Here is a 23,292-nt window from a genome sequence, read left to right on the forward strand (position 1 = left end):
TGCCGCTGCTACTCCACGCTCGCGCGACGGAAGGGCGACAGCGCCAGCATCAGCGCCGAGGCCGTGAAGATCGCTGCGGCGGCGCCGAGCGCCGGGCCGTAGCCGACGACCTCGGCGAGCAGCCCGGCCAGCGGTGAGACCGCGACAATCACGGCGCGGTTGAGCGAGCGCAGCGTCGTGTTGGTCCGTGCCTGGAGCTCGTCGGGGGTGCGGGACTGTCGGAAGGCCATCTCGTGGGAGTTGCTGTTGCCCATGGCCCAGCCGTGGCACAGCTGGCCGACGGCCAGGACGGCTGCCCCGGCCCAGCCCGTCGGCGCCCAGGCGGCCGCGGCCATGACCAGGACCCCGACCACGGTGACCGAGTACGAGCAGATGATCGCGCCGCCGGTGCCCAGCCGGACGCCGACCCGGGTGCTCAGAGCCGCACCGAGCAGCGCACCCAGGCCGGCGACCGCGAAGACGAGTCCCAGCTGCAGCGCCGAGAGGTCCAGCACGAGGTAGCCGTACGGGACGACGACCACCGCCAGGATCGCCTGCCCCGCGAACCACACGTGGGTGGCCAGTGCGAGGCGGCGCAGGCCGGACGCGCCGTACGCCCAGCGCGCTCCGTCCCCCACCTCCCGGGCCAACGCGCGCGCCCCCACCGCGGCGGGCGCGGGGGTCGGCTCCGCGACTCCCCTCAGCGACGCGACCATCACCGCCGAGAACAGGTACGTCAGGGCGTCCACCAGCACCGACAGGGGCGCACCCACGACGCGGATGAGCGCCCCGGCGAGGGCCGGACCGGCGGTCTGGGCCACCGCGTCGGCGCCGTCGAGCCGCGCGTGCGCCCGCTGGAGCCGGGCGCGAGGCACCAGCCGCGGGACGAAGGACAGGGAGGCCGCGTCGTTGACCAGGGAGGCCGTGCCGAACAGGACGACGACGACGAGCAGCAGCGGGAACGTGAGCACGTCGAGCCACCACGCCAGTGGGACCAGCCCCAGCAGGCTGGCGCGGGCGAGGTCCGTGACCACCATGACCGGCCGACGACGGACGCGGTCGACGAGTGCTCCCACGACCAGGCCGAGGACCAGGTACGGCAGCCAGCGTGCGGAGACGAGCCACCCCACCTGCACGGCGCCGCCCTGCAGGCTGACCAGCACCAGGGTCTGCAACGCCAGGGTGGTGATCGCGCTCCCCATCCCGGAGACCGCCTCGCCCCACCAGAAGCGGCGGAACTGCGAGGACGTCTCGTCGGGCTGCGTCAGGGAGACCACCGGCACACCCTCGCAGACCGGGAGTCCGCGCCCCGTCGCGCCGGCTCCCCGCGGCGCGTCAGCCCTCGATCGCGCTCGGCTGCTCCCCGTGCCGGTCGTCGGCGATGAACTCGCGGAGCACCCGCGCGAAGCGGTCGGGGTCGTCGAGGTGCGGGAAGTGCCCGGCGCCCTCGAACAGCTCGACGCGGCAGTCCGGGACGGCGCGCTGCGCGCTGAGGGCGTGCCAGGCGGGGATCATCCGGTCCTTGGAGCCCCAGACGATCAGCGTCGGGATCGGCAGCGTCCCCTCGAGGTGGTCGTGGGCACTGATGCTCTGGCCGCCGAGGTCGATGACGGCCCGGGTGGTGGCGAGGAAGGCGCGTCGGCTCTCGCGGTCCGCGAGCGAGCTGAACCCCCGCCAGATCGCGCCGATGTCCGCGCCGGGTCGCCAGCCGACCTTCGACGCGCCACGGCCCAGGGCCTCGACACGCGAGGTCACGGGGGCGGAGGCGACGACGCTCAGGACCTGCTCGGCGCCCGGCAGGGTGGCGGCTCGGAGGACCAGGTTGACCTCGCGTCCCAGGCCGCCGCTGGCGACCAGGACGAGACGATCGACCCGCTCGGGGAAGAGGTAGTAGAACTGCATCGCGATGCCGCCCCCGAGCGAGTGCCCGACGAGCGTCACCCGGTCGATCCCGAGCCGGTCGAGGAGGTCGCGCATGGTCGCGGCGTGCGCACTCAGCGAGTAGTCCCCCATCGGCTTGGCCGACTCGCCGTGGCCGAAGAGGTCGGGCACCAGCACGCGGTGGTCGTCGTCCATCTCGTCGACGAGGCGGGACCACTGCCGTTGCGAGCCCAGGATCCCGTGGATGAAGAGCACCACGGGCCCCGACCCGCTGTCGACGTACGAGAGCTCATGACCGTGGAGCACGACCTTCTGCGGAGCCATGCGCGCCATGTGGTCATCCTCACCGTGGCCGTCGGATGGTGCACCACCCACGGTAGCCCTGCCCGCGACAGCACCCGGCACGGGCCGGTCGGGGAGAAGGTCCCGCGCCGACGGCACTTTCGGTTCTGGTGGGCCGAGGCCGAGCCGAGAAGCATGGTGAGTGCGGGACCGGTTCCTGTCCCGACTCGTCCCCGGGAGAACGCCATGCGGAGCACGATCCATCAACCGTCACCGGACGTCTCCCTGTCCGACGTGCTCGAGGGATGGGTGGACGCGGGTCTCATCAGCCCGGAGCAGTCGCGTGCGATCCGACGGCACGAGGCCGAGGGTCACGCGGCCGGCTCCCCCGTCGCCCGGGCGACGACACCCGAGGCCGGTCCGTCCCTCGTCGTCGAGGCGCTCGGCTACCTCGGCGGCGTCGTGATGCTCGTCGGCACCGGGATCCTGGTCGGGATGTACTGGGCGGACCTGTCGGTGCCGCTGCGCCTGGTCCTCATCGGTGCGACCGCGCTCTGCCTGGTGGGCGCCGGCTTCGCGGTGCCGGACCGCCTCGGCGATGCGGCGGGCCGGTTGCGCTCGGTGCTCTGGGCCGCCGGCGTCGCGGCCACCGCCGGGTTCCTCGGCGTCTTCAGCGCCGAGGTGCTGGACCGGTACGACGAGCACGCACTGGTCGTCATCGGTCCGTGCACGGCGCTGGTGGCCGGCATCCTGTGGTGGCTCCGACCCACCTGGCTCCAGCAGCTGGCCCTGTTCGTGCCGCTGATGCTCTCCGCCACGGGCATCGGCATGGAGCTCACCTCGACCAGCTCGTCGTGGGGCGGCGCCGCCATGTGGGCCGTCGCGGTGGCCTGGGCGGCCCTCTCCTGGACCGGTCGGCTCGAGCCACGGACCAGTGGCGTGGCCATGGGCGTCCTCGGGGCCGTCCTGGGAGCCATGACGATTGCCTCCGACGTCGGCATCGCCCTCGGACTGGCGACCGCGGTCGCCGCCGTGGTCGCGGCGTTGTGGGACCGCAGCCTGCCGTGGCTCGGCGTCGCGGCGATCGCCCTGCTCTGGACGATGCCCCGTGCGGCCGGCGCCTGGTTCCCCGGCGCCCTGTCGGCCGCGCTCACGCTCATCGTGACCGGCGGCGCGCTGGTGGGAGCCGCGGTCTGGGTGGCCCGGCACCAGGGCGGGCAGCCGCCGTCCTGACGAGTCCCGCGCACGCTCCTGCCGGGTGCGTCCTACTCCCGCGCCAGCCGCGGGCAGCACCTAGCGTGTACGGATGCCGGACATCGCCACCCCGAACCTCCCCTCGCGCGACTTCGCGACCACCTCCGCCTTCTACGACCGGCTCGGCTTCTCGGAGGCCTACCGGGACGAGGGCTGGATGATCCTCGAGCGCGGCGAGCTCGTGCTGGAGTTCTTCCCCTTCCCTGACCTCGAGCCGGCCGAGAGCTCCTTCGGCTGCTGTCTTCGACTGGATGACGTCGACGCCTTCTACCGGGTGTGTCTGGGGGTGGGGCTCCCGGAGTCCACCCGCGGGTTCCCCCGACTCCATCCGCCGCGTCAGGACGGGTCCGGGCTGCGCATCGGTGCCCTCCTGGATCCTGACGGCACCCTGCTGCGCCTCATCGGCCACCCCTGATCCGGCGTCCACCTGTACCCGACCCTGGCTGACACCTAGGGTCGCCGCATGCCCGACTTCACGTGGCTCCCCGCCAACCGCGCAGCGACGGAAGACGTCGAGGCGGTCTTCGCCACCAGCGGCGCCCGCAAGTGCCGGTGCCAGGCGCTGAAGGTGCCGGGCTGGATCTGGCGCGACACCACCCAGGAGCAGCGGGACGCCGCCCTGCTGGAGCAGACCGCCTGCGGCACCGCCGGACCGACGTCGGGGCTGATCGGGTACGTCGACGGCGAGCCGGCCGGCTGGGTCGCGGTCGAGCCACGGGAGAACTACCCCCGCCTGTGGAGCCGGAAGCAGGCGTGGATGCGGATGGACCCCGAGCTCGAGGGCGTCTGGTCGGTCACGTGCTTCGTCGTGGCCACGGGCCGGCGCAAGTCGGGGCTGACCTACGAGCTCGCCGCTGCCACCGTCGAGTACGGCGAGCAGGTCGGCGCTCGCGTGCTGGAGGGGTACCCGATCGAGCCGGCTCCGGGGAAGTCGGTGATCTGGGACGAGGCCTCGGTCGGGCTGCTGCAGGTCTTCCTCGAGGCCGGGTACGAGGTGGTGGCCTCGCCCACCCTGCGGCGGCGTGTCGTGCGGCGACAGCTGGCCACCCACTCCTGACCGTCGATCACCGAGGCCGCGCGCGGGCAGGGCGGAGCCGCGAAAACCGGGTGCTTGTGCTGCGTACACGGGCAAGACTCGAACGCATGGACCTGACGGCAGCGACGGAATCCTGGATCGACGACGGCTTCGTGATCCTGCCGGGACACCTGCCCGCCGAGGTCCTCGACCCGGCCGTGCGCGAGCTGGACTCGGTGTTCCCGTCGGCGGACGACTTCCACGACGACGTCGCCCCGGACCGCAACGCCCGCTTCGTCGGCGACGAGTTCAACGGCATCGACAGCTTCCCTTTCGCAAGCCTCGCGTTGAACCGCATCCCGGTGTGCGACGCACTCGTCACGCTCGCCACGAGCCTCCTCGGCGCACCGGACGTCCGCCTCTACTCCGCAGAGGCGTGGGCGAAGTACGCAGGAGCTGCCGACTACGACCAGGACCTGCACCGCGACTTCCTGAACCACACGATCCTGGTGCCCTCCAGCGCCCCGGCCTTCCGGCAGGTCGAGTTCTTCGTCTTCCTGTCCGACGTCACCGTCGAGATGGGGGCACCCCGGATGGTGCCGCGGTCCTCCGCCACCGACGACCTGCCTGCCAGGCCCAACTTCTTCCCCCGGATCGACACGAGCGAGACCGACGAGGGGTTCGTCGCACCGACCGGCCGTCCGGACCTGTACGCGGACGAGGTCGCGGCGACCGGACCGGCAGGGACCGTCGTCGCGTTCCAGCCGCAGACGGTGCACCGCGGCTCCGCCGTCACCCGACCGCGCGGCGCGCGGTTCTCGATGCACCTCAGCTACCGGCCGGCGGCGGCCGAATGGGCGCAGCGCCACGCCTGGGCCGACCGCAGCCACGACCCGCACTGGTACCGGTTCGTCGAGCAGGCCGGTCCTCGGCAGCTGGAGCTCTTCGGCTTCCCTCCCCCGGGTCACGACTACTGGACCTCGGAGACGCTCGCCGGCGTGGCCCAGCGGTACCCGCGCCTCGACATGTCCCCCTGGCGTTCGGCCCACCGATGACCGCCCGCGACACTGCCCTTGCAGACAGGTACCTTCGCGGAGTGCCTCCGTGGATGACGCCCGAGCGACGCGAGCCGTCCCACGAACCGGTCGACGAGCGCACCGCCCTCGAGGACCGACTCGACTACCAGCGCACGACGCTCCTGGTGAAGTGCGGCGGGCTCACTCCTGACCAGCTGGTGCAGCAGTCGGCGCCACCGTCGAACATCTCGCTGCTCGGTCTGGTCCGTCACCTGTCCGGGGTCGAGGCCTGGTTCCACGGCTACGACGGCCGGCCCGACCACCAGTTCTTCTGGAACTACGTGCCGGGCGCCAGCGACGGCTTCAGCGGCGTCACCGCGGACCGGGCCGACGACGACCTGGCCAGCTACCTGGCGAGCGTCGAGCGGTCGCGGCGAGCCGTCAGGGACCGGGCTCTCGACGACGTCGTCCCCGGCGAGCGCGACACGCTGCGGTGGATCTACCTCCACCTGATCGAGGAGTACGCACGCCACAACGGCCACGCCGACATACTGCGCGAGCGCATCGACGGTGCCACGGGCGAGTAGGGCCGGGACGCGAGCGCACCGCACGTGTACGCGGGTGCTGCCATGATCGGACCCGTGGACACGGACGCGCCGGAGCGGTTCCTGGTCCTGGTGACCGGTTTCGCAGCCGCCGGGAAGACGACCCTCGCACCGAGGTTGGCCGACGAGCTCGACGCCCTGTGGATCAGCCGTGACCACATCCACGAGATGGTCTACGCGGGGTGGCAACCCCGGCACCCGGCGCTCACCTCAGAGACCTACGACCCTCGCGTCGGCGCCTCGACCTACCAGGAGGGATCGGTCGTGTGGGAGCTCTTCCTGTGGATGCTCCAGCGCACGACCACCCGCGTGCCGGTGGTCGCCGACACGCCGTTCAACCACGACTGGAACCGCAGCATGTTCCGGTCGGCCGCTGCTCGGATCGAGGTGCCGATGGTCGAGGTCGCGCTCCACGGTGACCCCGACGTCCTTCTCGAGCGAGCACGCGTGCGCGCGGCCAGCGGGCAGGTGCACGAGATCAAGGCACGGTTCAGCGTCAACGACCTCGACTACTACGCCTCGCCGTACCAGCCAGTGCTTCCCGCGGAGCAGGTCGTGCACGTCGACACGACCGAGCTCGGACTGGTCGACCCGGCCGACCTGGCACAGCGGGTCGGCGCCGTCCTGCGTGGCCCCTCCCGCTCGTAGTCGCCCACGTGCTCGGCGCGGTGTCGCCAGTCCGTCGCCAGCCCGTCGCACGCCCAACGGAAGCCAGCCACCCGGCGCCGGCAACTGTGCAGAACACCTTGCCCCTCCCTTCGAACACCTGTACGATTGGGGTGCCGCGTCCGGCTCCACCGGTGGACGATGGCCTGCTCCTTCGATGACAGCTCCCACGAGCTGTGGTCGGCCACTGTGCGCTCACCGGGTCGAGCCCCGGGACCCTCCCCCGACATCACGGTCGGGGGTGGACCAGCGAGGGGTGTGCAGTGGCGGCGACCGACGACGAGTGGCGTGCACCGGGTGTCCCCGTGCCCCCGTCGCCGGTGCTGGCCGAGGCGACGGCCCGCCTCGACACCGCGCTCGACGCGCTGGCCGGGGTGGCGGTCGAGCCGCTCGGAGATGACGATGTGGCGCGCCTGCTGGACCACCTCACCCGGGTCACGGCCCGCGTCGCTGGCCTCACCGCGACCGCTGTCGGTGAGGCCGACCACCGCCGGCTGGGGGACGCCATCGGGGCACGGCACACCGGGCAGTGGTGGGCCCGGCGCTCTCGCCTGACCCGCCCGGAGGCCGGCCGCGCCGCCCGCCTGGGGCGCCGCCTGGCCCACGAGCTGCACCGCCCGGTGCGTGACGCCCTCACCGCCGGCTCGCTGCATGCGGAGCAGGCCGCCGTGATCGTCGCGGCCGTCGACGCCATCCCGTCGAGGGCCGAGGACCTCCCCGCCGGCGCCGACGCTCCGGCCGCCTTGAAGGCCCGGGCCCGCGACCACCTCCTGGCCCTCGCGTCCGACCACGACGCCCACGCGCTCAAGGTGCTGGGCCGCCGCGTCCTGGACATCGTGGCTCCCGAGGTCGGCGAGCACGCCGAGGCGCAGGCGCTCGCCCGCGAGGAGGCGGCCGCCGCCACGAAGGTCTGCCTGCGCCTGCGCGACGACGGCCACGGCTCGGTCCACGGGCGCTTCACCGTCCCGGTCGCCGCCGGAGAGGCGCTGCGCAAGCAGCTCCTCGCCCTCGCCGACCCCCGGCGCCAGCGCGCCACGGACCACGACGGCCCAGGTCGCAACACCGCCGACGACGGCGAGACCAGCGCCGTGACCGACCCCGACGACCGGCCGCTGACCACCCGGCTCGGATGGGCGCTGGTGGAGTGGATCGAGACCTACCCCGCGCAGGCCCTGCCCACCAGCGGCGGCGTGGGCGCCACGGTCGTGGTGACCATGAGCCACGACACCCTGCTGGGAGGCCTCGCAGCAGCGTCGCTCGACACCGGCACCCGCATCAGCGCGGGCGAGGCCCGTCGTCTGGCCTGCGAGGCCGGCATCCTCCCTGCCGTCCTCGGCGGCGCCTCCCAGGTCCTCGACCTCGGCCGCAGCCGCCGCTACCACTCCGGCGCACAACGGGTCGCCCTGGCGCTCCGCGACGGCGGCTGCACCGCCGAGGGCTGCGACCTGCCACCGGCCGCCTGCCACGCCCACCACGACACCCCGTGGTCCCGCGGCGGACCCACCAACCTCGACGACGCACGCCTGCTGTGCCACCGCCACCACCGCGTGATCCACGACCCCCGCTACGACACCACCCGACTGCCCGACGGCAGCGTCCGCTTCCACCGGCGGACGTAGGAGCGGGCCACTCGGAAGCACACGTGCCCGCGCGCGGCCACCGGTGGCCGACAGGTCCCGAAGCGACCGGACCACCCTTCGGGGGCTACTGTCGAGGTATGACTGACCTCGAGCTCGACGCTGTTGACCAGATCGAGCAGGAGGAGGACCTGACCGGTCCGCCGACCGAGGCGACGCGAGCGTCGTGGGCCGAGGCGGCCCGCCCGATCCTCGTCAAGGTCGCCCAGCGCTACCGCGCGATGATCAGCTACAAGGACCTCGCGGCACAGATGCAGGAGGCCACGGGCGTCTCGACCCGTCAGCCCATGCAGCACTGGATGGCCGACGTCCTGCACCGCGTGGCCACGGAGTGCGCCGAGCGCAACGAGCCCAACCTCGCGTCCCTCGCCGTCAACGCCCAGGGCAGCATCGGGGCGGCGTACGCCTCGACCGTGCTCGACACCCGCGGCGAGGAGATCGGCGACTCCGACGACCACGCGGCTCGCGAGCGGCTGGCCTGCCACACCTACTTCGAGGCGCCGGACCTGCCCGCCGACGGCGGCGTCCCGACCCTGACCGAGAAGGTCAGCGCCGCCCGGACCCGGGCCCGCAAGGCCTCCGCGCTCGCCAAGCCGATCGACACCTGCCCCACCTGCAACATGGCGCTGCCGGCCACCAAGGTCTGCGACAACTGCGACTGACCGTCGCCGCCGCCTCCCCTGCGCGGGGGTGACGCGGCGGGTCGCGCCTTTGCTTGGATGGGCCCATGACCAACACCCTCCTGAGCCCCTCCACGCTGCCGTTCGGCCTGCCGGACTACGCCCACCTGACCGACGCCGACTACCGCGAGGCGATCGAGCAGGGCATGAGCGAGCACCTGGCGGAGCTGGACGCCGTCGCGACCGACGACTCCCCCGCCACCGTCGCGAACGTCCTCGAGGCGTGGGAGCGGTCCGGCGCCCTGCTGACGAGGGCGATGAACGCCTTCTGGGTCGCCAAGTCCGCCGACACCAACGACGCGCGGGACGCGATCGAGGAGGACATGGCGCCGAGGCTCGCGCAGCACTCCGACGCGATCCTCCTCGACGCCCGGCTCTACGGCCGGCTCACGTCCCTGGCGGCCCGGCGCGATGCCGGCGAGGTCACCCTCGACGAGCAGGAGACGCACCTGCTGACCGAGCGGCTCAAGGACTTCGAGCGCGGCGGCATCGCGCTCCCCGAGGACGAGCAGGCGCGCCTGCGCGAGCTCAACACCGAGCTGGCGACGCTGTCGACCCGCTTCGACCAGATGCTGGTGGCCGGTCGCAACGCCGCGGCCGTGCACGTCACCGACGAGGCCGAGCTCGACGGCCTCGACGACGGCCAGAGGGCCGCCGCCCACGAGGCCGCCCAGGACGCCGGCCAGGACGGCTGGCTGCTCACCATCACCAACACCACCGGCCAGCCGGTGCTCGGCTCACTCACCCACCGCCCGACCCGCGAGCGGGTCTTCCGCGCCAGCGCGCAGCGCGGCCTGGGCGCGGCCGGCGCCCACGCCGATGACCACGCCGATGACCACGCCGCTGCCACCGACACCCGTGCGGTGCTGCTCACCATGGCCCGCCTGCGCCACGAGCGCGCCGTGCTGCTCGGCTACCCGCACCACGCGGCGTACGCCGCCGAGGACGGCTGCGCGGGCAGCACCGAGGCCGTCAACGAGATCCTCGGCCGGCTCGGCCCCGCGGCGTACGGACTGGTGCGTGCCCGCGGCGAGCAGCTCCAGGCCCACCTCGACGCCACCGATCCCGGCACGACGCTGGAGCCCTGGGACTGGGCGTACGTGGACGGGCAGCTGCGCCGCGAGGAGGCCGCCCTCGACCCCGGTGCCCTGCGGCCCTACCTCGAGTTCGACCGGGTGCTCGTCGAGGGGGTCTTCGCCGCGGCGGGCGCGCTCTACGGCATCACCTTCCACCGGCGCGAGGACCTCGTCGGCTACACCGACGTCGCCCGTGTCTACGAGGTGCGCGAGGAGGACGGCAGCCACCTCGGCGTCGTCGTCATCGACCCCTACACCCGCCCGTCCAAGCAGGGCGGCGCCTGGATGACGAGCATCGTGGACCAGAGCCACCTGCTCGACGACGCCCCGGTGGTGACCAACACCTGCAACTTCCCACCGCCGGCCCCCGGCGCCCCGAGCCTGCTGTCGTGGGACAACGTGATCACGCTCTTCCACGAGTTCGGCCACGACCTGCACGGGCTGCTGTCCGACGTCCGGTTCCCGTCGCGCTCCGGCACGTCGGTGCCGCGCGACTTCGTGGAGTTCCCCAGCCAGGTCAACGAGATCTGGGCCTACGAGCCCTCCCTCCTCGCGCGCTACGCCGTGCACCACGAGACCGGCGAGCCCATGCCTGCCGCGTGGGTCGAGCAGCTGCTCGCCACCTCCGGCAAGGAGACCTACCGGTACGCCGAGCTGCTGAGCGCGATGCTGCTGGACCAGGCCTGGCACCAGACCCCGCCCGACGAGCTGCCGAGCGACGCGGCCGGCGTCGAGGCCTTCGAGCTCGCGGCCCTCGAGCGCGCGGGCGTGCGCTACGCCCCCGTCCCGCCGCGCTACCGCTCGGCGTACTTCCACCACATCTTCGGTGGCGGCTACTCGGCGGCCTACTACTCCTACCTGTGGTCGGAGATCATGGACGCAGACACGGTCGCGTGGTTCGGCGAGCAGGGCGGCATGGACCGCAGGGCCGGCGAGCACTTCCGCCGGACGCTGCTCGGACCGGGTGGGTCGGTCGACGCCATGGAGTCCTACCGCGGCTTCCGCGGTGGCGACCCGGACCTGGCCCACCTGCTGCGCCGCATCGGCGCAGAGTAGGCATCGGTCGGCCGGCTCAGCCGACTCCGTCGGTCGGCCGACTCAGTCGGTCAGCTGACGCAGCCGGTGCCAGGCGAGGCTGGCACCGGCCCGCACGCTGCGGGGCGCGGGCAGGGCGTCGAGGACCGGCGCGCGCTGCCGGGTCCAGTCGGGATCGCTGGGCAGCGGGGCCTCCGCGGTGCCCGCCTCGCCCCGCACCGCGCGGTGCATCGCCTCGCGGACGCCGAGCAGCCGCCCGCCGTCGGCCGGCTCCCACGTCGCCCCGGGCCGGCAGACCATGTCGTGGTGCAGCGACTCCACCAGCGCGTTGACCGTCCAGAAGGGTGCCTGGACCAGGCCGGCCGTGCCGGCCGCCGCGACGGGGGTCGGGATCAGCGCGACCGGCACCCGGATGCGCAGCAGCCGGGCGGCGCGGGCGTACGCCGCCAGGAGCCGCGGGTAGCGGAGCACGTCCGGCCCGCCGATGTCGACGGCACCGGTCAGCGTCGAGCCGGGCTCGAGCGCCTCGACCAGCGCGCGCACCGCGTCGGTGGCCGCGATCGGCTGCACGCGCGAACGCAGCCACAGCGGGATGGGCTGGAGGACGAGCAGGGTCCCGATCTGCCGGATCACCTCGAACGACGTCGAGCCGGCCCCGATGACCACACCGGCGCGCAGCGCGACCGACGAGGCGGACGAGGCGAGCAGCTCCTCCTCGACCTCGAGGCGCGAGGTGATGTGCTCGGAGAGCTCCTCGCGCGGCACCTGCGGCACGAGCCCGGAGAGGTAGACGATCCGGCCGACGCCCGCGGCGTCGACGGCGCGGCGTACGGTCCGGGCGCCGAGGCGGTCCTTGTCGGAGAACCCGCGCGAGCTGAGCGAGTGCACCAGGTAGCAGACGGCGTCCACGCCCTCGAGCGCGACGGCGACGTCGTCGGCGTCCGTGACGTCGCAGCGCACCCAGTCCACGTGGTGGCCCCACGAGAATCGCTCGGGGGTGGGTTGGCGCGACGACGCCGCGGTGACGAGGTAGCCGCGGTCGAGGAGCTCGGGGACGAGCCGCGAGCCGATGTAGCCGGTGGCGCCGAGCACGAGGACCCGGCGGGAGTCGGGTGCCATCACTCCCCCAGGTGGCGCAGCATGTTGGAGGCGAAGCGGCGGCCCATGGCCGCGACCACCCCGTGCATGACGGTCTCCACGGGGACCCGCGAGATCTTCGGCAGCGGCAGGTCGCACCAGATCTCCAGGTCGATGGCGACGTGCGTGCCCTCCCCCTCCGGGCGCAGGAGGTACTCCCCCTCCACGCCGGTGCGCTCGTCGGGGCGCTCGGGGTCGTGCTCGAACGTGATGCGGGTGGGCTCGTCGAAGGTCATCACCTCGGTGAAGACGGGAGCCACGGTCGCGCTCATGACCGGGATGTGGGTGAGGTTCCAGGTCCAGCGCTTGCCGTCGACGTCGATACGCTTGAGGTACGGCGTGAGCTTCGTCAGCAGCACCGGGTCGGTGAGGACGTCCCACACCTTGTCCTGCGAGGAGCGCAGCGTGGCTTCGGACTGGTTGCGGGCACGGAAGCGGTTCACCCGGCCAGCGTAGGTGGCGGGGGTGCACATCCCGACGGCCCGTCCCGCCGCGGGTCGCCCGCCCGTCGTCTAGCCTGCTCGGGTGCTGATCTCCGACGACCGCCGGATGCTGTTCGTCCACATCCCCAAGACGGGCGGGGCGTCGGTCGAGCAGCTGCTCCGCGAGGCCTGCCCGGACGCCCGCACGGTCGGCAGGCAGCGCCACGCACGGCTCCAGCGGATCCTGCGCCACGAGCCGGGGCTGGCCGACTACTACTCGTTCGGCTTCGTGCGCAACCCGTGGTCGCGGATGGTGTCGTGGTACTCGATGATCGACACCTGGAACCACCGCTGGGGGCCCGCCTCCGGTCGCCCGCAGGACGGCCAGTGGGGCTCGACCCGCGACGGCAACCCGCTGTGGCGGGCGGTCGCGGCGTACGCCGACTTCGACGAGTTCGTCCTGCGCGGCACCGCCGAGCACGACCGGCTCGCCATGCCGCAGGTCGACTACCTCGTCGGCGAGGACCACCGGGCCGACTTCATCGGCCGCACCGAGCACCTGGCCGAGGACATCGGCACGCTCCAGCGCGAGCTCGACCTGCCGCCCATCGAGCTGCCGCACCGCAACGCCCGCTCCAGCGGGTCGTGGCGCGACTACTACACCCCGGCCACCCGCGACCGGATCGGCGAGGTCTACGCCAAGGACGTCGCGGAGTTCGGCTACCGCTTCTGAGCCGGGTTGGTCAGCCGGCTCGCGGTGGTACGACGAGCCGGGTCCCGCGGGCGCCCGACCAGCTGCCGGTCTCCTGCAGCCGCGCCCACACGTCGTACTCGGGGGCGAAGAAGTCGACCAGTGCGGCGCGGGTGGACCCCGCCAGCTCGGGGTCGGCCGGTGGCGACACGTTGCGCCGGCCGAACTCGACCGGCATGCCGATCCGGGCGCTGAACCACGGCTCCCAGGCGTCAGGGCGCTCGACCGAGAGCACCCGGTCCACCTCGACCACGTCGTCGATCGTCAGGAACTGTCCCGGGCGCCCGCGCGGGGTCGGCGCGTCGCGGTCGCCCGCGACGTACAGCCGGGCGAACTCGTCGAACGACAGCGCCGAGCTGTCCGCGCCGGGCCGGTGCCGCACGGACGCGGGGCGGGCGCGGTAGCGCCACCAGGACTCCAGCCACCGGACCGGGTCACGGAACATCGTGACCAGCTCGTAGGAGTCGCGCTCGTAGCCGTCCGCGGCCAGGCGCGGGGCGATGCGCCGGGTGAAGCCGGAGGCGCCGACGTGCTTGAGGCCCGGCGGTCGGTCGACGACCAGCTCGGCGTACGGCGCCAGCGCGGCCTCGAGCGACGTCGAGGCGCACTTGGGCATGGCCAGCAGCACGAATCCGTGCCGCGGGAAGGCCATCATGGGGCGCGATCCTTCCAGACGACGCGACCGCGGCGCCGACCGGTGCGGGACCGGTCGACGCCGCGGTGCTGCGTCGCGAGGGTGCGTCGAGCGGAGGCGTCAGCCGTTGCCGCCCGCGCGGAAGGCCTGCCAGGCGTCGCTCATGCGCGCCGACTGGCCCTCGGTGAACATGTCCATGCAGGAGTCCTGCGTGTAGTCCATGAAGTTGTGGATCGGGTCGAGGCCGGGAGCCGCGCAGGTGTCGGCGCCAACGGGGCAGTCGAACTGCGGGTAGGCCTCGCGCGGGGTGTCGGCCACGCCGTCACCGCTGGCCGAGCAGGCCCCGGCGAAGGTGTGCTCGAGCATCATCCAGTGGCCGACCTCGTGGGTCAGCGTGTCGCCGAGGGCGTACTTGCCGGCGGTGCCGCCGGGCATCGACTCGTCGAGGATGACCACGCCGTCCTTGTAGTCCTGGCCGTTGTTGTAGCCCTTGGGGAAGTAGGCCCAGCCGAGGAGGCCGCCGCCGATGTCGGCGGTGTAGATGTTGAGCGTCTCGGAGTCGCCGACGCGCAGCGCCCTCTTCATCTCGTACTCGGTCTTGCCGGGGGCGACGTTGACCCACGCGTCGTTGGTCACGTAGTTGACGTCCGTGAGGTCGAAGCGGAACGGGGTGTCGGCCGCGTCGGCGGACGTGACGCCGGAGTAGGAGTCGTTGAGGACCTTCATCTGGGCCTGGACCAGGGTCCCGAGCCGGTCACGGTCGGCCTGGGTCGCGTCGGAGCCGGTGATCACGTGGAAGACGGTCTCGACGTGGACGGAGCCGGCGGCTAGCTGCGGCAGGTCCTTGATGACGCCGTACTTCTTCGCGTCGTTGGGCGAGTAGAGGGCCGGCTCCTTGGCGGTGGCGCCCTTCGCGACACGAGCACCCGAGGTGCCGTCCTCGCAGGCGACGGTGCCGTCGGAGGCCACGGCGGCGAAGGCGGGGGTGGCGGCGAAGGTCAGGGGGGCGAGGGCGAGGACGCCGGCGGCGGCGGCCGTCCGGAGGAGGCGCGTGGGACGCATGGGTGGTGATCCCTTCGGGTGGTGAGCAGTGGTCCGGTCAACCTAAGCGCGAGGGGGCCGTTCGGGCTACGGCTGGGCCGGACAAATGTGTGTCGGTCCGTCGTCGCGCGGCGCATGCGGTGACAGACCGGCGCTCCCGGACCACGGCACCGCCGGACAGGTCGGCGCTGGACAGGTCGGTGCTGGACAGGGGCGACAGACTGGCGCGCATGACCTTCCCGGACGGCTGGACCCGCGGCTCGCACACCCACGACGGCGTCACGCACGCGACGTACCGCAGGGGGACGGGACCGGGCGTGATCGTGATCCACGAGATCCCCGGCATCACCCCGGAGGTGGCGACGTTCGCCGAGGAGGTCGTCGACGCCGGCTTCACGGTCGTGATGCCGAGCCTGTTCGGCACCGACGGCGCCCCGATGACGCCCCGCACCGTGGCGGCCTCGATCGCGCGGGTCTGCATCAGCCGCGAGTTCACGAAGTTCCGGACCGGCGAGACCACGCCGGTCGCCGGCTGGCTGCGCTCGTTGGCCCGGGAGCTGCACGACGAGCTGGGCGGGCCCGGCGTCGGGGCGCTCGGGATGTGCTTCACCGGCGGCTTCGCGCTGGCCATGGCCGTCGACCCGGCGGTCGCGGCGCCAGTGCTGTGCCAGCCGAGCACCCCCTTCGCCGTCGGCAGCAAGCGGGCCGCCGACGTCAACCTCTCCCCCGGCGACCTCGACGTCGTGAAGGGCCGGTGCGCCGCCGGGCAGCAGGTGCTGGGGCTCCGCTACCGCTCCGACCCGGCCGTCGGGACGCGGTTCGACACCCTCACCCGCGAGCTGGGCGACGCCTTCATCCGCGTCGAGCTCGAGGGCAAGGGGCACTCGACCGTCACCGCGCACCGACAGCAGGAGGCCGTGGACGCGGTGCTGTCGTTCCTCGCCGAGCACCTGCGCGCATGACGCTGGTGGTGATGTCCGGGTTGCCGGGCAGCGGCAAGAGCACGGTGGCGTCGGCCCTGGCCCGTGGCCTCGGCTGCGCGGTGGTCTCCGTCGACACGGTCGAGCGCGGCCTCCACGACGCCGGCGTCGACCCGACCCAGCCCCTGGGCCTGGCGGCGTACGCCGTTGCCAACCGGGTCGTGGCGGTCCAGCTGGCGCTGGGCCACAGCGTCGTCGCCGACGCTGTCAACGCCCATCCGGACGCCCGTCGGGCCTGGCTGGACCTGGCGCAGGAGCACGGCCACGAGGTGGTCGTCCTCGAGGTGCGCTGCAGCGACGAGGCCCTGCACCGCGGTCGCCTCGAGTCGCGCGGCCACGAGCTGCGGGTGGTGCCGTGGGAGCGCGTGCAGGACCTGCGGGCGTCCTGGACGCCGTGGCCGGTGCCGACCACGGTCATCGACACGACGGATCCGCTCACGGCCGACGAGGCTGCGCGCATCGTCCTGGCGCAGCTGACCGGCTGAGTCCACGTGCCGCTGACCACATCATGAGAACAGGTTCTACTGCGCCGGATACCATCGGTACGTGAGCTTCCTCCGCCGCCAGGGCGTGATCGCCGCCCTCACCGCCAACGCCCTGCGCCCCCTCACCGGCCAGCGCGCCGGGATCCCCGCCTTCGCCGCCGGCTGGATGTACGGCGAGCTGGCGCCCCAGGTGCTGGCCCTCACCGCCGCCGACGCGGCCCTGCACCTGTCCCCCCTGCACCGCGGCCCCCGCAGCCGGGTCGGCCTCGCGCTGGCCGGCGCCAGCGCGCTCGGCCTCGCCCACCTGATCCGGCAGAGCCAGCAGGCCCGGCACCACGTCGAGGACGCGCTGGTGGAGGGACTCGGGGTCGAGTACATCGAGCAGCTGGACGCGCCGCCCACCCCGGCCGAGCTGGCCACCCCGTGGCGTTACCTCTTCAACCCCTTGTGGATGCGCGAGCCGCGGGTCCACGTGGACCGCGACATCGCCTACGCGACGTACGGACGCCGGGGGATGCTCGACATCTACCGTCCCGCCCACGGTGACACCACGAAGGCCCCCGTGCTGCTGCAGGTGCACGGCGGGGCGTGGATGACCGGCCGCAAGGACCGCCAGGCGATCCCGCTCATGCACCACATGGCCGCCCGCGGCTGGGTCTGCGTGGCCATCAACTACCGACTCTCGCCACGAGCCGTCTTCCCGGACCACATCGTCGACGTGAAGCGCGCGATCGCCTGGATCAAGGAGCACATCGACGAGTACGGCGGCGACCCCGACTACATCGTGATCACGGGCGGTTCGGCGGGCGGCCACCTGTGCGCCCTGGCGGCGGTGACGCCCAACGAGCCCGAGTGGCAGCCCGGCTTCGAAGAGGTGGACACCACGGTGCAGGCGGCCGTCCCGCACTACGGCGTCTACGACTTCGCGGGATCGACCGGGCTGCGCAGCGCGGTCGCGATGCGCGACGGCTTCCTCGCACCGCGGGTGCTGAGGACGACGTGGCAGCGCGACCCCGAGAAGTTCGAGGCCGCCTCCCCCATCCTGCGCGTCGACGGCGACGAGCCCGACTTCTTCGTCATCCACGGGGCCAGCGACACCCTCGTGGACGTGGGCCAGGCCCGCGCCTTCGTGGACCGGCTGCGGGAGGTGTCGAAGAACTCGGTGGTGTACGCCGAGCTGCCGGGCGCCCAGCACGCGTTCGACACGTTCCCCTCGATCCGCTCGGCCCACGTCGTGCGCGCGATCGAGCGCTACCTCAACTGGCACTGGAACTCCTGGCGGCAGGGCCGTGCCGTGGACGCCGGCGCGGCGCCGGGCGACGAGCCCGGCACCGGCGACCAGCCGCGCGACGCCTAGCCCGCCGTCAGGTGCTGATCAGCCCCACGTGGTTGCCGTCGGCGTCCGCCACGATCGCGACGACCGTCGTGCCCCCGACGCTGGTGGCGGGCGAGACGACGGTGCCGCCGCCCTCGACCAGGGTCGCGACGCCGGCCTCCACGTCGTCGGTGGCGTGGTAGGCGGTGGGGCCGACCATGCCGGTGGCGTGGCCGTTCGGGTTGAGCCCGATCTCGAGGCCGTCGAGGTTGAAGCCGACGTAGTAGGGGGTCTCGGTGTGCGGCTCGGCGCCGAAGACGGTGCGGTAGAAGGCGGTCGCCGTGGCGACGTCCTTGACGGGGATCACGATGGAGCTGACGGTCATGGGGTCCTCCTGGGTCGACCGGGTCCTCCCGGTGCTGGCTGGTTCGAATCGTTGACGAGCGGGTCCACCAGGATGTGACGGGTCAGCCGAAGTCGGCGCTGATCCGCCGTCGGTCGCCGTCGACGGTGACCTGCCCGCCGTACGGCAGCACCACCTGCGGCGAGGTGTGCCCGAAGTCGACGTCCATCGCAACGACGAGCTCCGGGGCGTACTCGGAGACCGCGCGCAGCACGGCTTCCCGGTACTCGGCGCGGCGGGCCGAGGCCTGCTCCGGGGTCGGCGTGTGGTCGTGGTCCCCGACCGGCGGCCGGGCCCACAGCAGCGCGGCGGCGACACCGAGGACGCCGCGCTCCCCCAGGACCCGCAGCACCCGGAAGCACGCCTCGGGGTCCGGGCGCTCCTCGGACGGCTCCAGCAGCAGCACCGACCCGGCGTACGACTCCCCCGGCATCATCCAGCGCCCGACCTGCATCGTCTCGGCCACGGACTCCAGGCAACCGCCCCAGGTCCGCCCGGCCACGCGGACGGACGGGCCGGCCCACGTCCACGGCTCGGCGGGCGCGTCCGGGGGCTGCTCGGTCAGCGCCTCGGGGGTGTCCCAGCGCAGGCCGACGTCGTGGGTGCGGGGCACCGCCTCGACCTCGAGGGTGCCGCCGAAGAGGGCGGCGCGCAGGGACGCCAGGTGGTGCGGGTCGACGGCCGGTCCCGGACCGAGGTGGACCTGGGTCGAGCCGCCGTAGACGGAGCCGATGCCGTGGTCCCACAGCCAGTTGGCCAGGTGTGTGTTGTCGCTGTAGCCGAGGAAGCGCTTCGGGACGGCGGTCATCCGGCCCGGGTCGAGGTGGCGCAGGACGGTCACCTGGTCGTCGCCCCCGATGGTCGCCATCACGGCGCCGATCGTGGGGTCCTCGAAGGCGGCCATCAGGTCCTCGGCGCGCTCCCGCGGCGACCCCTGGCGGCGCGTGGTGGGGTACTCGACGGGGTCGAGGCCCAGGTCGCGGATGCGCTCGAGCGCCTGCTCGTGCACCGCCGGGTAGTGCGCGGGGGCGCACCAGGACGGCGAGACGACGGCGACCCGCGCACCGGTCTCGACGGGCGGGGGCAGCGATACGGGATGGCTCATGCCACTAGTGTCTCCCGGTGTGAGCGCCAGCGTGAGCCCCCGTGCGACCACCCCACCGGACCGCGCCGAGCCGCATGCCGGCATGCCCGAGGACCTGCTCGCCCACGCGCGCGAGGCGAAGGGGTTCATGCCCGAGGACGAGGGACTGCTGCTGCACCGGGTGGCCCGCGAACGGCTCGCGCACGGCCCGGTCCTCGAGGTCGGCACCTACTGCGGCAAGTCCGCGATCTACCTCGGGGCCGCGGCCCGCGAGGTGGGCGGCGTGGTCGTCACCGTCGACCACCACCGCGGGTCGGAGGAGAACCAGGCCGGCTGGGAGCACCACGACGCGAGCCTCGTCGACGAGGAGTCCGGCCTCATGGACACCCTGCCGGTCTTCCGTCGCACCATCGAGCGCGCCGGGCTCGAGGACCACGTCGTCCCGGTCATCGGCCGCTCGACGACGGTCAGCGCCCTGTGGCGCACTCCCCTGTCGATGCTCTTCATCGACGGCGGGCACGCCGAGGAGCACGCCCAGAACGACTACACCGGCTGGGCGCCGTGGCTGATGGACGGCGGGCTGCTGGTGATCCACGACGTCTTCCCCGACCCGGCGGACGGCGGGCGACCGCCGTACCACGTCTTCCTGCGTGCGCTGGACAGCGGCGACTTCACCGAGGTCGAGGCGCTGGGGTCGGTGCGGGTGCTGCGGCGGACCTCAGGGGACGCGGGCGACCCGGTCCGCTGACCCGCAGCCGCACTCCAGGGCCAGCTCGGCGAAGTCCGCGGCCAGCGAGGTGCCCCGCATGACGTCGGAGCCGGCGCTGCGACCGGAGAGCGCGTCCACGGCGAGCACGACCGCGGCGGCCGTGTAGGTGGTCTGCTCGACCGGCCAGTTGACGTCGTCGGGGAACACGTAGCCGGTCCAGTAGCGCCCGTCCTCCGCGCGGAGGTGCTGCATGTCGGCGAGCAGCCGCAGCGCGCGCGGACGGTCGCCGAGCGCGTCCAGGGCCATCACCAGCTCGCAGGTCTCCGCTCCCGTGACCCACGGGTTCGTCGAGACGCACCGGATACCGAGGCCGGGCTCGACGAAGGTGTCCCAGCCCTCGGCGAGCAGGGCCCGGCCGGCGTCGCCGCGGACCGCGCCGCCCAGCACCGGGTAGTACCAGTCCATGGAGAACTCGGACTTGTCGAGGAACAGGTCGCGGTGCCGTCGCAGCGCGTGGCCGAGCCGCCCGCCGGCCAGCTCCCAGCCGGGCTGGGGCTCGTCGAGCAGCTCGGCGAGGGCGACGCCCGCGCGCAGGCTCTGGTAGATGCTGGACGACCCGGCGAGCAGGGCGTCGGCGTTGACCTTCGCGGGCCTCCCGTCCGTCCACTCCTGCGACCAGGCGATCCCGCCGAACGGCAGCTGCATGCCGACCACCCAGTCGAGGCCGCGGCGCACGACGGGCCACATCCGGCGCACGAACCCCTCGTCGCGGCGTACCAGCCAGTGGTGCCAGACGCCGACCGCGAGGTACGCCGACATGTTGGTCTCGCCGCTGTGGTCCTCGACCTCGCCGGCGACCAGCTTCATCGGCCACGAGCCGTCCGCCCGCTGGGTGCGCGCGGCCCACGCGTAGGCGCGCTCGGCCGCCTCGACCTGTCCGCCCACCACGAGCGCCATCGCCGCCTCGACGTGGTTCCACACGTCCGTGTGCTCCCCGACCGTCCACGGGATCGCACCGTCGGGCTCCTGCATGGCGGCGATCGACGCGGCGGTCTCCTCGACCTGGGCCGCGGTCAGGACGTCGTGCCCCTGGTGCGCGGGCAGCGAGGAGTGCGACTCAGGCTGCATCAGGCTTGCGGAAGTACAGCACCATGCTCTTGCCGATCACCGGGTCGAGCAGCTTGCCGGCGACCTGCAGGGCCTTCGGATTCTTCATGATCTCCCAGACCAGCAGCCGGTGGTAGGCCCTGGCGAGCGGGTGGTCGTCGTTGTGGACGCCGACGGCGCACTTGATCCACCAGTACGGCGCGTGGAGGCCGTGGGCGTGGTCCTTGCCCTCGAAGTCCATGCCCGCCTTGGTCACCTTGTCGACCAGCTCCTTGTCGGTGTAGATCCGGATGTGGCCACCGGGGGTGTTGTGGTAGTCGTCGGAGAGCTTCCAGTTGACGATCTCCGGGAACCAGCGCGGCACGCTGACCGCGAGCGTCCCACCGGGACGCAGCACCCGCACCAGCTCGTGGATGGCCTGGATGTCGGCGGGGACGTGCTCCAGCACCTCGGCGGCGACGACCCGGTCGAACTCGCCGTCGGCGAAGGGCAGCGACAGTGCGTCGCCCTCCTTGACGTCGGCCTCGGCGCCGGCCGGCACCTCGCCGGCGTCGCGCATCGCGGCGAACCACTCGCGCACGGTGGCCAGCTCGTCGGCGTCCTGGTCGAAGGCGACGACGTCGGCGCCGCGCTTGTACATCTCGAAGGCGTGGCGGCCGGCGCCGCAGCCCATGTCCAGCACGCGCTCGCCCGGGCGGAGCCCGAGTCGGTCGAAGTCAACGGTCAGCACGGAGGTCCTCCTGGCTGGGGTCGGGCTGGCTGGGATCGGGCTGGCTGGGATCGGGCTGGCTGGGGTCGGACTGGCTGATGTCGGGGACAGGTGCCTGCTCGGCACGGTAGCTGGCGATGGTGTCCTCGTACGCCGCGGCGGTGGCCTCGGCGACCGCCCGCCACGTGAAGAGCCGCTGGACGCGGCGACGACCGGCCCGGCCCATCCGCTCGCGGCGGGCGGGGTCGTCGAGCAGGGTGGCCAGGGCCTGCTCCAGCTCGCCGACGTCGCCGGGCTCGACGAGCACGGCGCACTCGCCGTCCTCGCCGACCACCTCGGGGATCGCGCCCGCGCGCGAAGCGACCAGCGGCGTCTCGCAGGCCATCAGCTCGGCCGTCGGCAGGGAGAAGCCCTCGTAGAGCGACGGGACGCAGGCGACCTCGGCCGACCCCATCACCTCCACCAGCTCGGCGTCGCTGACCCCGCTCACGAAGCGCACCGAGTCCGCGATCCCGAGCCGGTCGACGAGCTGCTCGGTGCGCCCGCCGGGCTCGGGGCGGGTGACGAGCACGAGCGAGACGTCGCGCTCGGTACGCAGCTTGGCGAAGGCCTCGAGCAGCGTCGCGATCCCCTTCATCGGGGCGTCGGCGCTGGCCATCGCCAGGATCCGGCCGGGCACGCGGGGGGCGGTCGGCGGCACGAAGCACTCGTCGACGCCGAGCAGCACCGTGCGCATCCGTGCGGGGTCGACCCCGAACTCGCGGGCGATGTCCCTGGCCGAGGTGTCGGAGGGGGTCACGATCGTGCGGGCCTGCCGAGCCACCTTGGCCTGCATCCGCAGGAAGCCGTACCACCGACGCAGGCTCAGCTTCTTGCGCAGCGTGGGTGCGGAGGCGATGTCGATGCGGCGGTCGAAGGTGATCGGGTGGTGGATGGTGGTCAGCATCGGCAGCCCCATCCTCTCGATGTCGAGCATCCCGTAGCCGAGGACCTGGTTGTCGTGGGCGACGTCGAAGTCGTCGAGCCGCTCGCGGAGCACGCGGGCCACCCGGCGCGAGAACGTCTTCGGCTCGGGGAAGCCGGCGGTCCACATCGTGAGGACCTCCTCGACGTCGATGAGGTCGCGGATCTCGCTGGGTCGCGGCGTACGGAACGGGTCGGGCTCGCGGTAGAGGTCGAGGCTGGGCACCTTGGTGAGCCGCACGCCCTCGTCCAGCTCCGGGTAGGGCTGCCCCGAGAAGACCTCCACGTCGTGGCCGAGCCGCACGAGCTCGCGGCTCAGGTGCCGGATGTAGATCCCCTGGCCGCCACAGTGGGGCTTGCTGCGGTAGGACAGCATGGCGATGCGCACGTGCTGCGACCTTTCTCGAAGTGGAACGTGTTCCTATC

The 23,292-nt window shown here is 73.0% G+C and carries 25 protein-coding genes; 14 read left to right on the plus strand and 11 right to left on the minus strand.

The annotated features are described in order from the left end of the window. Positions 1-8: 8 nt before the first annotated feature. Both ASG94_RS01025 and ASG94_RS01030 read right to left on the minus strand, forming a co-directional pair. On the minus strand, positions 9-1,256 hold the full coding sequence (locus tag ASG94_RS01025) for an MFS transporter (RefSeq protein WP_056926203.1): 1,248 nt from the start codon (positions 1,254-1,256) through the stop codon (positions 9-11). A 58-nt stretch (positions 1,257-1,314) separates the two neighbouring features. Beyond that, positions 1,315-2,193 carry an alpha/beta fold hydrolase gene (locus ASG94_RS01030; RefSeq protein WP_200957998.1) on the minus strand — a complete coding sequence of 293 codons (879 nt, stop codon included), beginning with the start codon at positions 2,191-2,193 and terminating at the stop codon, positions 1,315-1,317. Between the two features lie 195 nt (positions 2,194-2,388). On the opposite strand from ASG94_RS01030, the gene ASG94_RS01035 reads away from it, so the two are divergent. From ASG94_RS01035 to ASG94_RS01075, 9 genes are all read left to right on the plus strand, one after another. Continuing rightward, complete coding sequence (locus tag ASG94_RS01035; protein WP_056924592.1) at positions 2,389-3,375, plus strand: DUF2157 domain-containing protein; 987 nt, start codon at positions 2,389-2,391, stop codon at positions 3,373-3,375. Between the two features lie 73 nt (positions 3,376-3,448). After that, positions 3,449-3,811 carry a bleomycin resistance protein gene (locus ASG94_RS01040; RefSeq protein WP_056924593.1) on the plus strand — a complete coding sequence of 121 codons (363 nt, stop codon included), beginning with the start codon at positions 3,449-3,451 and terminating at the stop codon, positions 3,809-3,811. A gap of 48 nt (positions 3,812-3,859) precedes the next feature. Next, entirely contained in the window at positions 3,860-4,453 is a 594-nt protein-coding gene (locus tag ASG94_RS01045; protein WP_056924594.1) for a hypothetical protein, read from the plus strand. Between the two features lie 86 nt (positions 4,454-4,539). Then, on the plus strand, positions 4,540-5,466 hold the full coding sequence (locus ASG94_RS01050) for a phytanoyl-CoA dioxygenase family protein (RefSeq protein ID WP_056924595.1): 927 nt from the start codon (positions 4,540-4,542) through the stop codon (positions 5,464-5,466). A gap of 41 nt (positions 5,467-5,507) precedes the next feature. Next, positions 5,508-6,014, plus strand: coding sequence for a DinB family protein (locus ASG94_RS01055; protein WP_235537078.1), 507 nt, complete (start codon positions 5,508-5,510; stop codon positions 6,012-6,014). A 54-nt stretch (positions 6,015-6,068) separates the two neighbouring features. Continuing rightward, positions 6,069-6,680 (plus strand): AAA family ATPase, encoded by a 612-nt coding sequence (locus tag ASG94_RS01060; protein WP_162260772.1) that lies wholly within the window; start codon positions 6,069-6,071, stop codon positions 6,678-6,680. Positions 6,681-6,961: 281 nt separating this feature from the next. After that, positions 6,962-8,317, plus strand: a complete 1,356-nt coding sequence (locus tag ASG94_RS01065) for an HNH endonuclease signature motif containing protein (protein WP_056924598.1) — start codon at positions 6,962-6,964, stop codon at positions 8,315-8,317. Positions 8,318-8,415: 98 nt separating this feature from the next. Next, entirely contained in the window at positions 8,416-8,997 is a 582-nt protein-coding gene (locus ASG94_RS01070) for a hypothetical protein (protein ID WP_056924599.1), read from the plus strand. Positions 8,998-9,062: 65 nt separating this feature from the next. After that, positions 9,063-11,147 (plus strand): M3 family metallopeptidase, encoded by a 2,085-nt coding sequence (locus ASG94_RS01075; protein ID WP_056924600.1) that lies wholly within the window; start codon positions 9,063-9,065, stop codon positions 11,145-11,147. 42 nt (positions 11,148-11,189) lie between these two features. Here the strand turns inward: ASG94_RS01075 and ASG94_RS01080 are convergent, their stop codons facing one another. Further along, on the minus strand, positions 11,190-12,245 hold the full coding sequence (locus ASG94_RS01080) for an NAD(P)H-binding protein (protein WP_056924601.1): 1,056 nt from the start codon (positions 12,243-12,245) through the stop codon (positions 11,190-11,192). Continuing rightward, a complete protein-coding gene (locus ASG94_RS01085) occupies positions 12,245-12,706 on the minus strand; it encodes an SRPBCC family protein (protein WP_162260773.1) in 462 nt (153 codons plus the stop codon). Before ASG94_RS01085 ends, ASG94_RS01080 begins: the two co-directional genes overlap by 1 nt. A gap of 82 nt (positions 12,707-12,788) precedes the next feature. On the opposite strand from ASG94_RS01085, the gene ASG94_RS01090 reads away from it, so the two are divergent. Continuing rightward, entirely contained in the window at positions 12,789-13,418 is a 630-nt protein-coding gene (locus ASG94_RS01090; RefSeq protein ID WP_056924603.1) for a sulfotransferase family 2 domain-containing protein, read from the plus strand. 10 nt (positions 13,419-13,428) lie between these two features. Here the strand turns inward: ASG94_RS01090 and ASG94_RS01095 are convergent, their stop codons facing one another. Together ASG94_RS01095 and ASG94_RS01100 are read right to left on the minus strand one after the other, a co-directional pair. Continuing rightward, a complete protein-coding gene (locus ASG94_RS01095; protein WP_056924604.1) occupies positions 13,429-14,091 on the minus strand; it encodes a hypothetical protein in 663 nt (220 codons plus the stop codon). Positions 14,092-14,190: 99 nt separating this feature from the next. Then, positions 14,191-15,132, minus strand: a complete 942-nt coding sequence (locus ASG94_RS01100; RefSeq protein ID WP_056924605.1) for a zinc metalloprotease — start codon at positions 15,130-15,132, stop codon at positions 14,191-14,193. Between the two features lie 209 nt (positions 15,133-15,341). Here ASG94_RS01100 and ASG94_RS01105 point away from each other — a divergent pair, with 209 nt between their 5' ends. The 3 genes from ASG94_RS01105 to ASG94_RS01115 all read left to right on the plus strand — a co-directional run bounded on the left by ASG94_RS01105 (position 15,342) and on the right by ASG94_RS01115 (position 17,933). Next, complete coding sequence (locus ASG94_RS01105; RefSeq protein WP_056924606.1) at positions 15,342-16,073, plus strand: dienelactone hydrolase family protein; 732 nt, start codon at positions 15,342-15,344, stop codon at positions 16,071-16,073. Then, positions 16,070-16,576 (plus strand): AAA family ATPase, encoded by a 507-nt coding sequence (locus ASG94_RS01110; protein ID WP_056924607.1) that lies wholly within the window; start codon positions 16,070-16,072, stop codon positions 16,574-16,576. The genes ASG94_RS01105 and ASG94_RS01110 overlap by 4 nt, the downstream gene beginning before the upstream one ends. A 61-nt stretch (positions 16,577-16,637) precedes the next feature. Continuing rightward, the gene (locus ASG94_RS01115; protein ID WP_056924608.1) at positions 16,638-17,933 is read left to right on the plus strand and encodes an alpha/beta hydrolase; all 1,296 of its coding nucleotides are present in this window, start codon (positions 16,638-16,640) and stop codon (positions 17,931-17,933) included. Between the two features lie 7 nt (positions 17,934-17,940). Here ASG94_RS01115 and ASG94_RS01120 read toward each other — a convergent pair whose 3' ends face one another. Both ASG94_RS01120 and ASG94_RS01125 read right to left on the minus strand, forming a co-directional pair. Continuing rightward, positions 17,941-18,276: a VOC family protein gene (locus tag ASG94_RS01120; RefSeq protein ID WP_056924609.1), complete on the minus strand. Its 336-nt coding sequence runs from the start codon at positions 18,274-18,276 to the stop codon at positions 17,941-17,943. An 82-nt stretch (positions 18,277-18,358) separates the two neighbouring features. Then, positions 18,359-19,399, minus strand: coding sequence for a S66 family peptidase (locus ASG94_RS01125; RefSeq protein WP_056924610.1), 1,041 nt, complete (start codon positions 19,397-19,399; stop codon positions 18,359-18,361). A 19-nt stretch (positions 19,400-19,418) separates the two neighbouring features. On the opposite strand from ASG94_RS01125, the gene ASG94_RS01130 reads away from it, so the two are divergent. After that, a complete protein-coding gene (locus ASG94_RS01130) occupies positions 19,419-20,126 on the plus strand; it encodes a class I SAM-dependent methyltransferase (RefSeq protein WP_235537079.1) in 708 nt (235 codons plus the stop codon). Here ASG94_RS01130 and ASG94_RS01135 read toward each other — a convergent pair. From ASG94_RS01135 to ASG94_RS01145, 3 genes are read right to left on the minus strand one after another with little or no spacing between them, the layout of a single operon-like run. Continuing rightward, complete coding sequence (locus ASG94_RS01135) at positions 20,097-21,215, minus strand: prenyltransferase (RefSeq protein WP_056924612.1); 1,119 nt, start codon at positions 21,213-21,215, stop codon at positions 20,097-20,099. The two genes, ASG94_RS01130 and ASG94_RS01135, sit on opposite strands and share 30 nt — an antisense overlap. Further along, on the minus strand, positions 21,205-21,924 hold the full coding sequence (locus ASG94_RS01140; RefSeq protein ID WP_082623854.1) for a class I SAM-dependent methyltransferase: 720 nt from the start codon (positions 21,922-21,924) through the stop codon (positions 21,205-21,207). The genes ASG94_RS01135 and ASG94_RS01140 overlap by 11 nt, the downstream gene beginning before the upstream one ends. Next, positions 21,911-23,254: a glycosyltransferase family 4 protein gene (locus tag ASG94_RS01145; protein WP_200957999.1), complete on the minus strand. Its 1,344-nt coding sequence runs from the start codon at positions 23,252-23,254 to the stop codon at positions 21,911-21,913. Before ASG94_RS01145 ends, ASG94_RS01140 begins: the two co-directional genes overlap by 14 nt. Positions 23,255-23,292: the final 38 nt, after the last annotated feature.

The organism is Nocardioides sp. Soil805, from assembly GCF_001429625.1.
Classification (GTDB): Bacteria; Actinomycetota; Actinomycetes; order Propionibacteriales; family Nocardioidaceae; genus Nocardioides.

Coding starts and splice junctions, on each gene's coding strand:
- ASG94_RS01030 (WP_200957998.1), bottom strand. CDS start 2,193: ATGGCGCGCATGGCTCCGCAGAAGGTCGTGCTCCACGGTCATGAGCTC.
- ASG94_RS01035 (WP_056924592.1), top strand. CDS start 2,389: ATGCGGAGCACGATCCATCAACCGTCACCGGACGTCTCCCTGTCCGAC.
- ASG94_RS01040 (WP_056924593.1), top strand. CDS start 3,449: ATGCCGGACATCGCCACCCCGAACCTCCCCTCGCGCGACTTCGCGACC.
- ASG94_RS01045 (WP_056924594.1), top strand. CDS start 3,860: ATGCCCGACTTCACGTGGCTCCCCGCCAACCGCGCAGCGACGGAAGAC.
- ASG94_RS01050 (WP_056924595.1), top strand. CDS start 4,540: ATGGACCTGACGGCAGCGACGGAATCCTGGATCGACGACGGCTTCGTG.
- ASG94_RS01070 (WP_056924599.1), top strand. CDS start 8,416: ATGACTGACCTCGAGCTCGACGCTGTTGACCAGATCGAGCAGGAGGAG.
- ASG94_RS01075 (WP_056924600.1), top strand. CDS start 9,063: ATGACCAACACCCTCCTGAGCCCCTCCACGCTGCCGTTCGGCCTGCCG.
- ASG94_RS01080 (WP_056924601.1), bottom strand. CDS start 12,245: ATGGCACCCGACTCCCGCCGGGTCCTCGTGCTCGGCGCCACCGGCTAC.
- ASG94_RS01095 (WP_056924604.1), bottom strand. CDS start 14,091: ATGATGGCCTTCCCGCGGCACGGATTCGTGCTGCTGGCCATGCCCAAG.
- ASG94_RS01100 (WP_056924605.1), bottom strand. CDS start 15,132: ATGCGTCCCACGCGCCTCCTCCGGACGGCCGCCGCCGCCGGCGTCCTC.
- ASG94_RS01105 (WP_056924606.1), top strand. CDS start 15,342: ATGACCTTCCCGGACGGCTGGACCCGCGGCTCGCACACCCACGACGGC.
- ASG94_RS01110 (WP_056924607.1), top strand. CDS start 16,070: ATGACGCTGGTGGTGATGTCCGGGTTGCCGGGCAGCGGCAAGAGCACG.
- ASG94_RS01120 (WP_056924609.1), bottom strand. CDS start 18,276: ATGACCGTCAGCTCCATCGTGATCCCCGTCAAGGACGTCGCCACGGCG.
- ASG94_RS01125 (WP_056924610.1), bottom strand. CDS start 19,399: ATGAGCCATCCCGTATCGCTGCCCCCGCCCGTCGAGACCGGTGCGCGG.
- ASG94_RS01135 (WP_056924612.1), bottom strand. CDS start 21,215: ATGCAGCCTGAGTCGCACTCCTCGCTGCCCGCGCACCAGGGGCACGAC.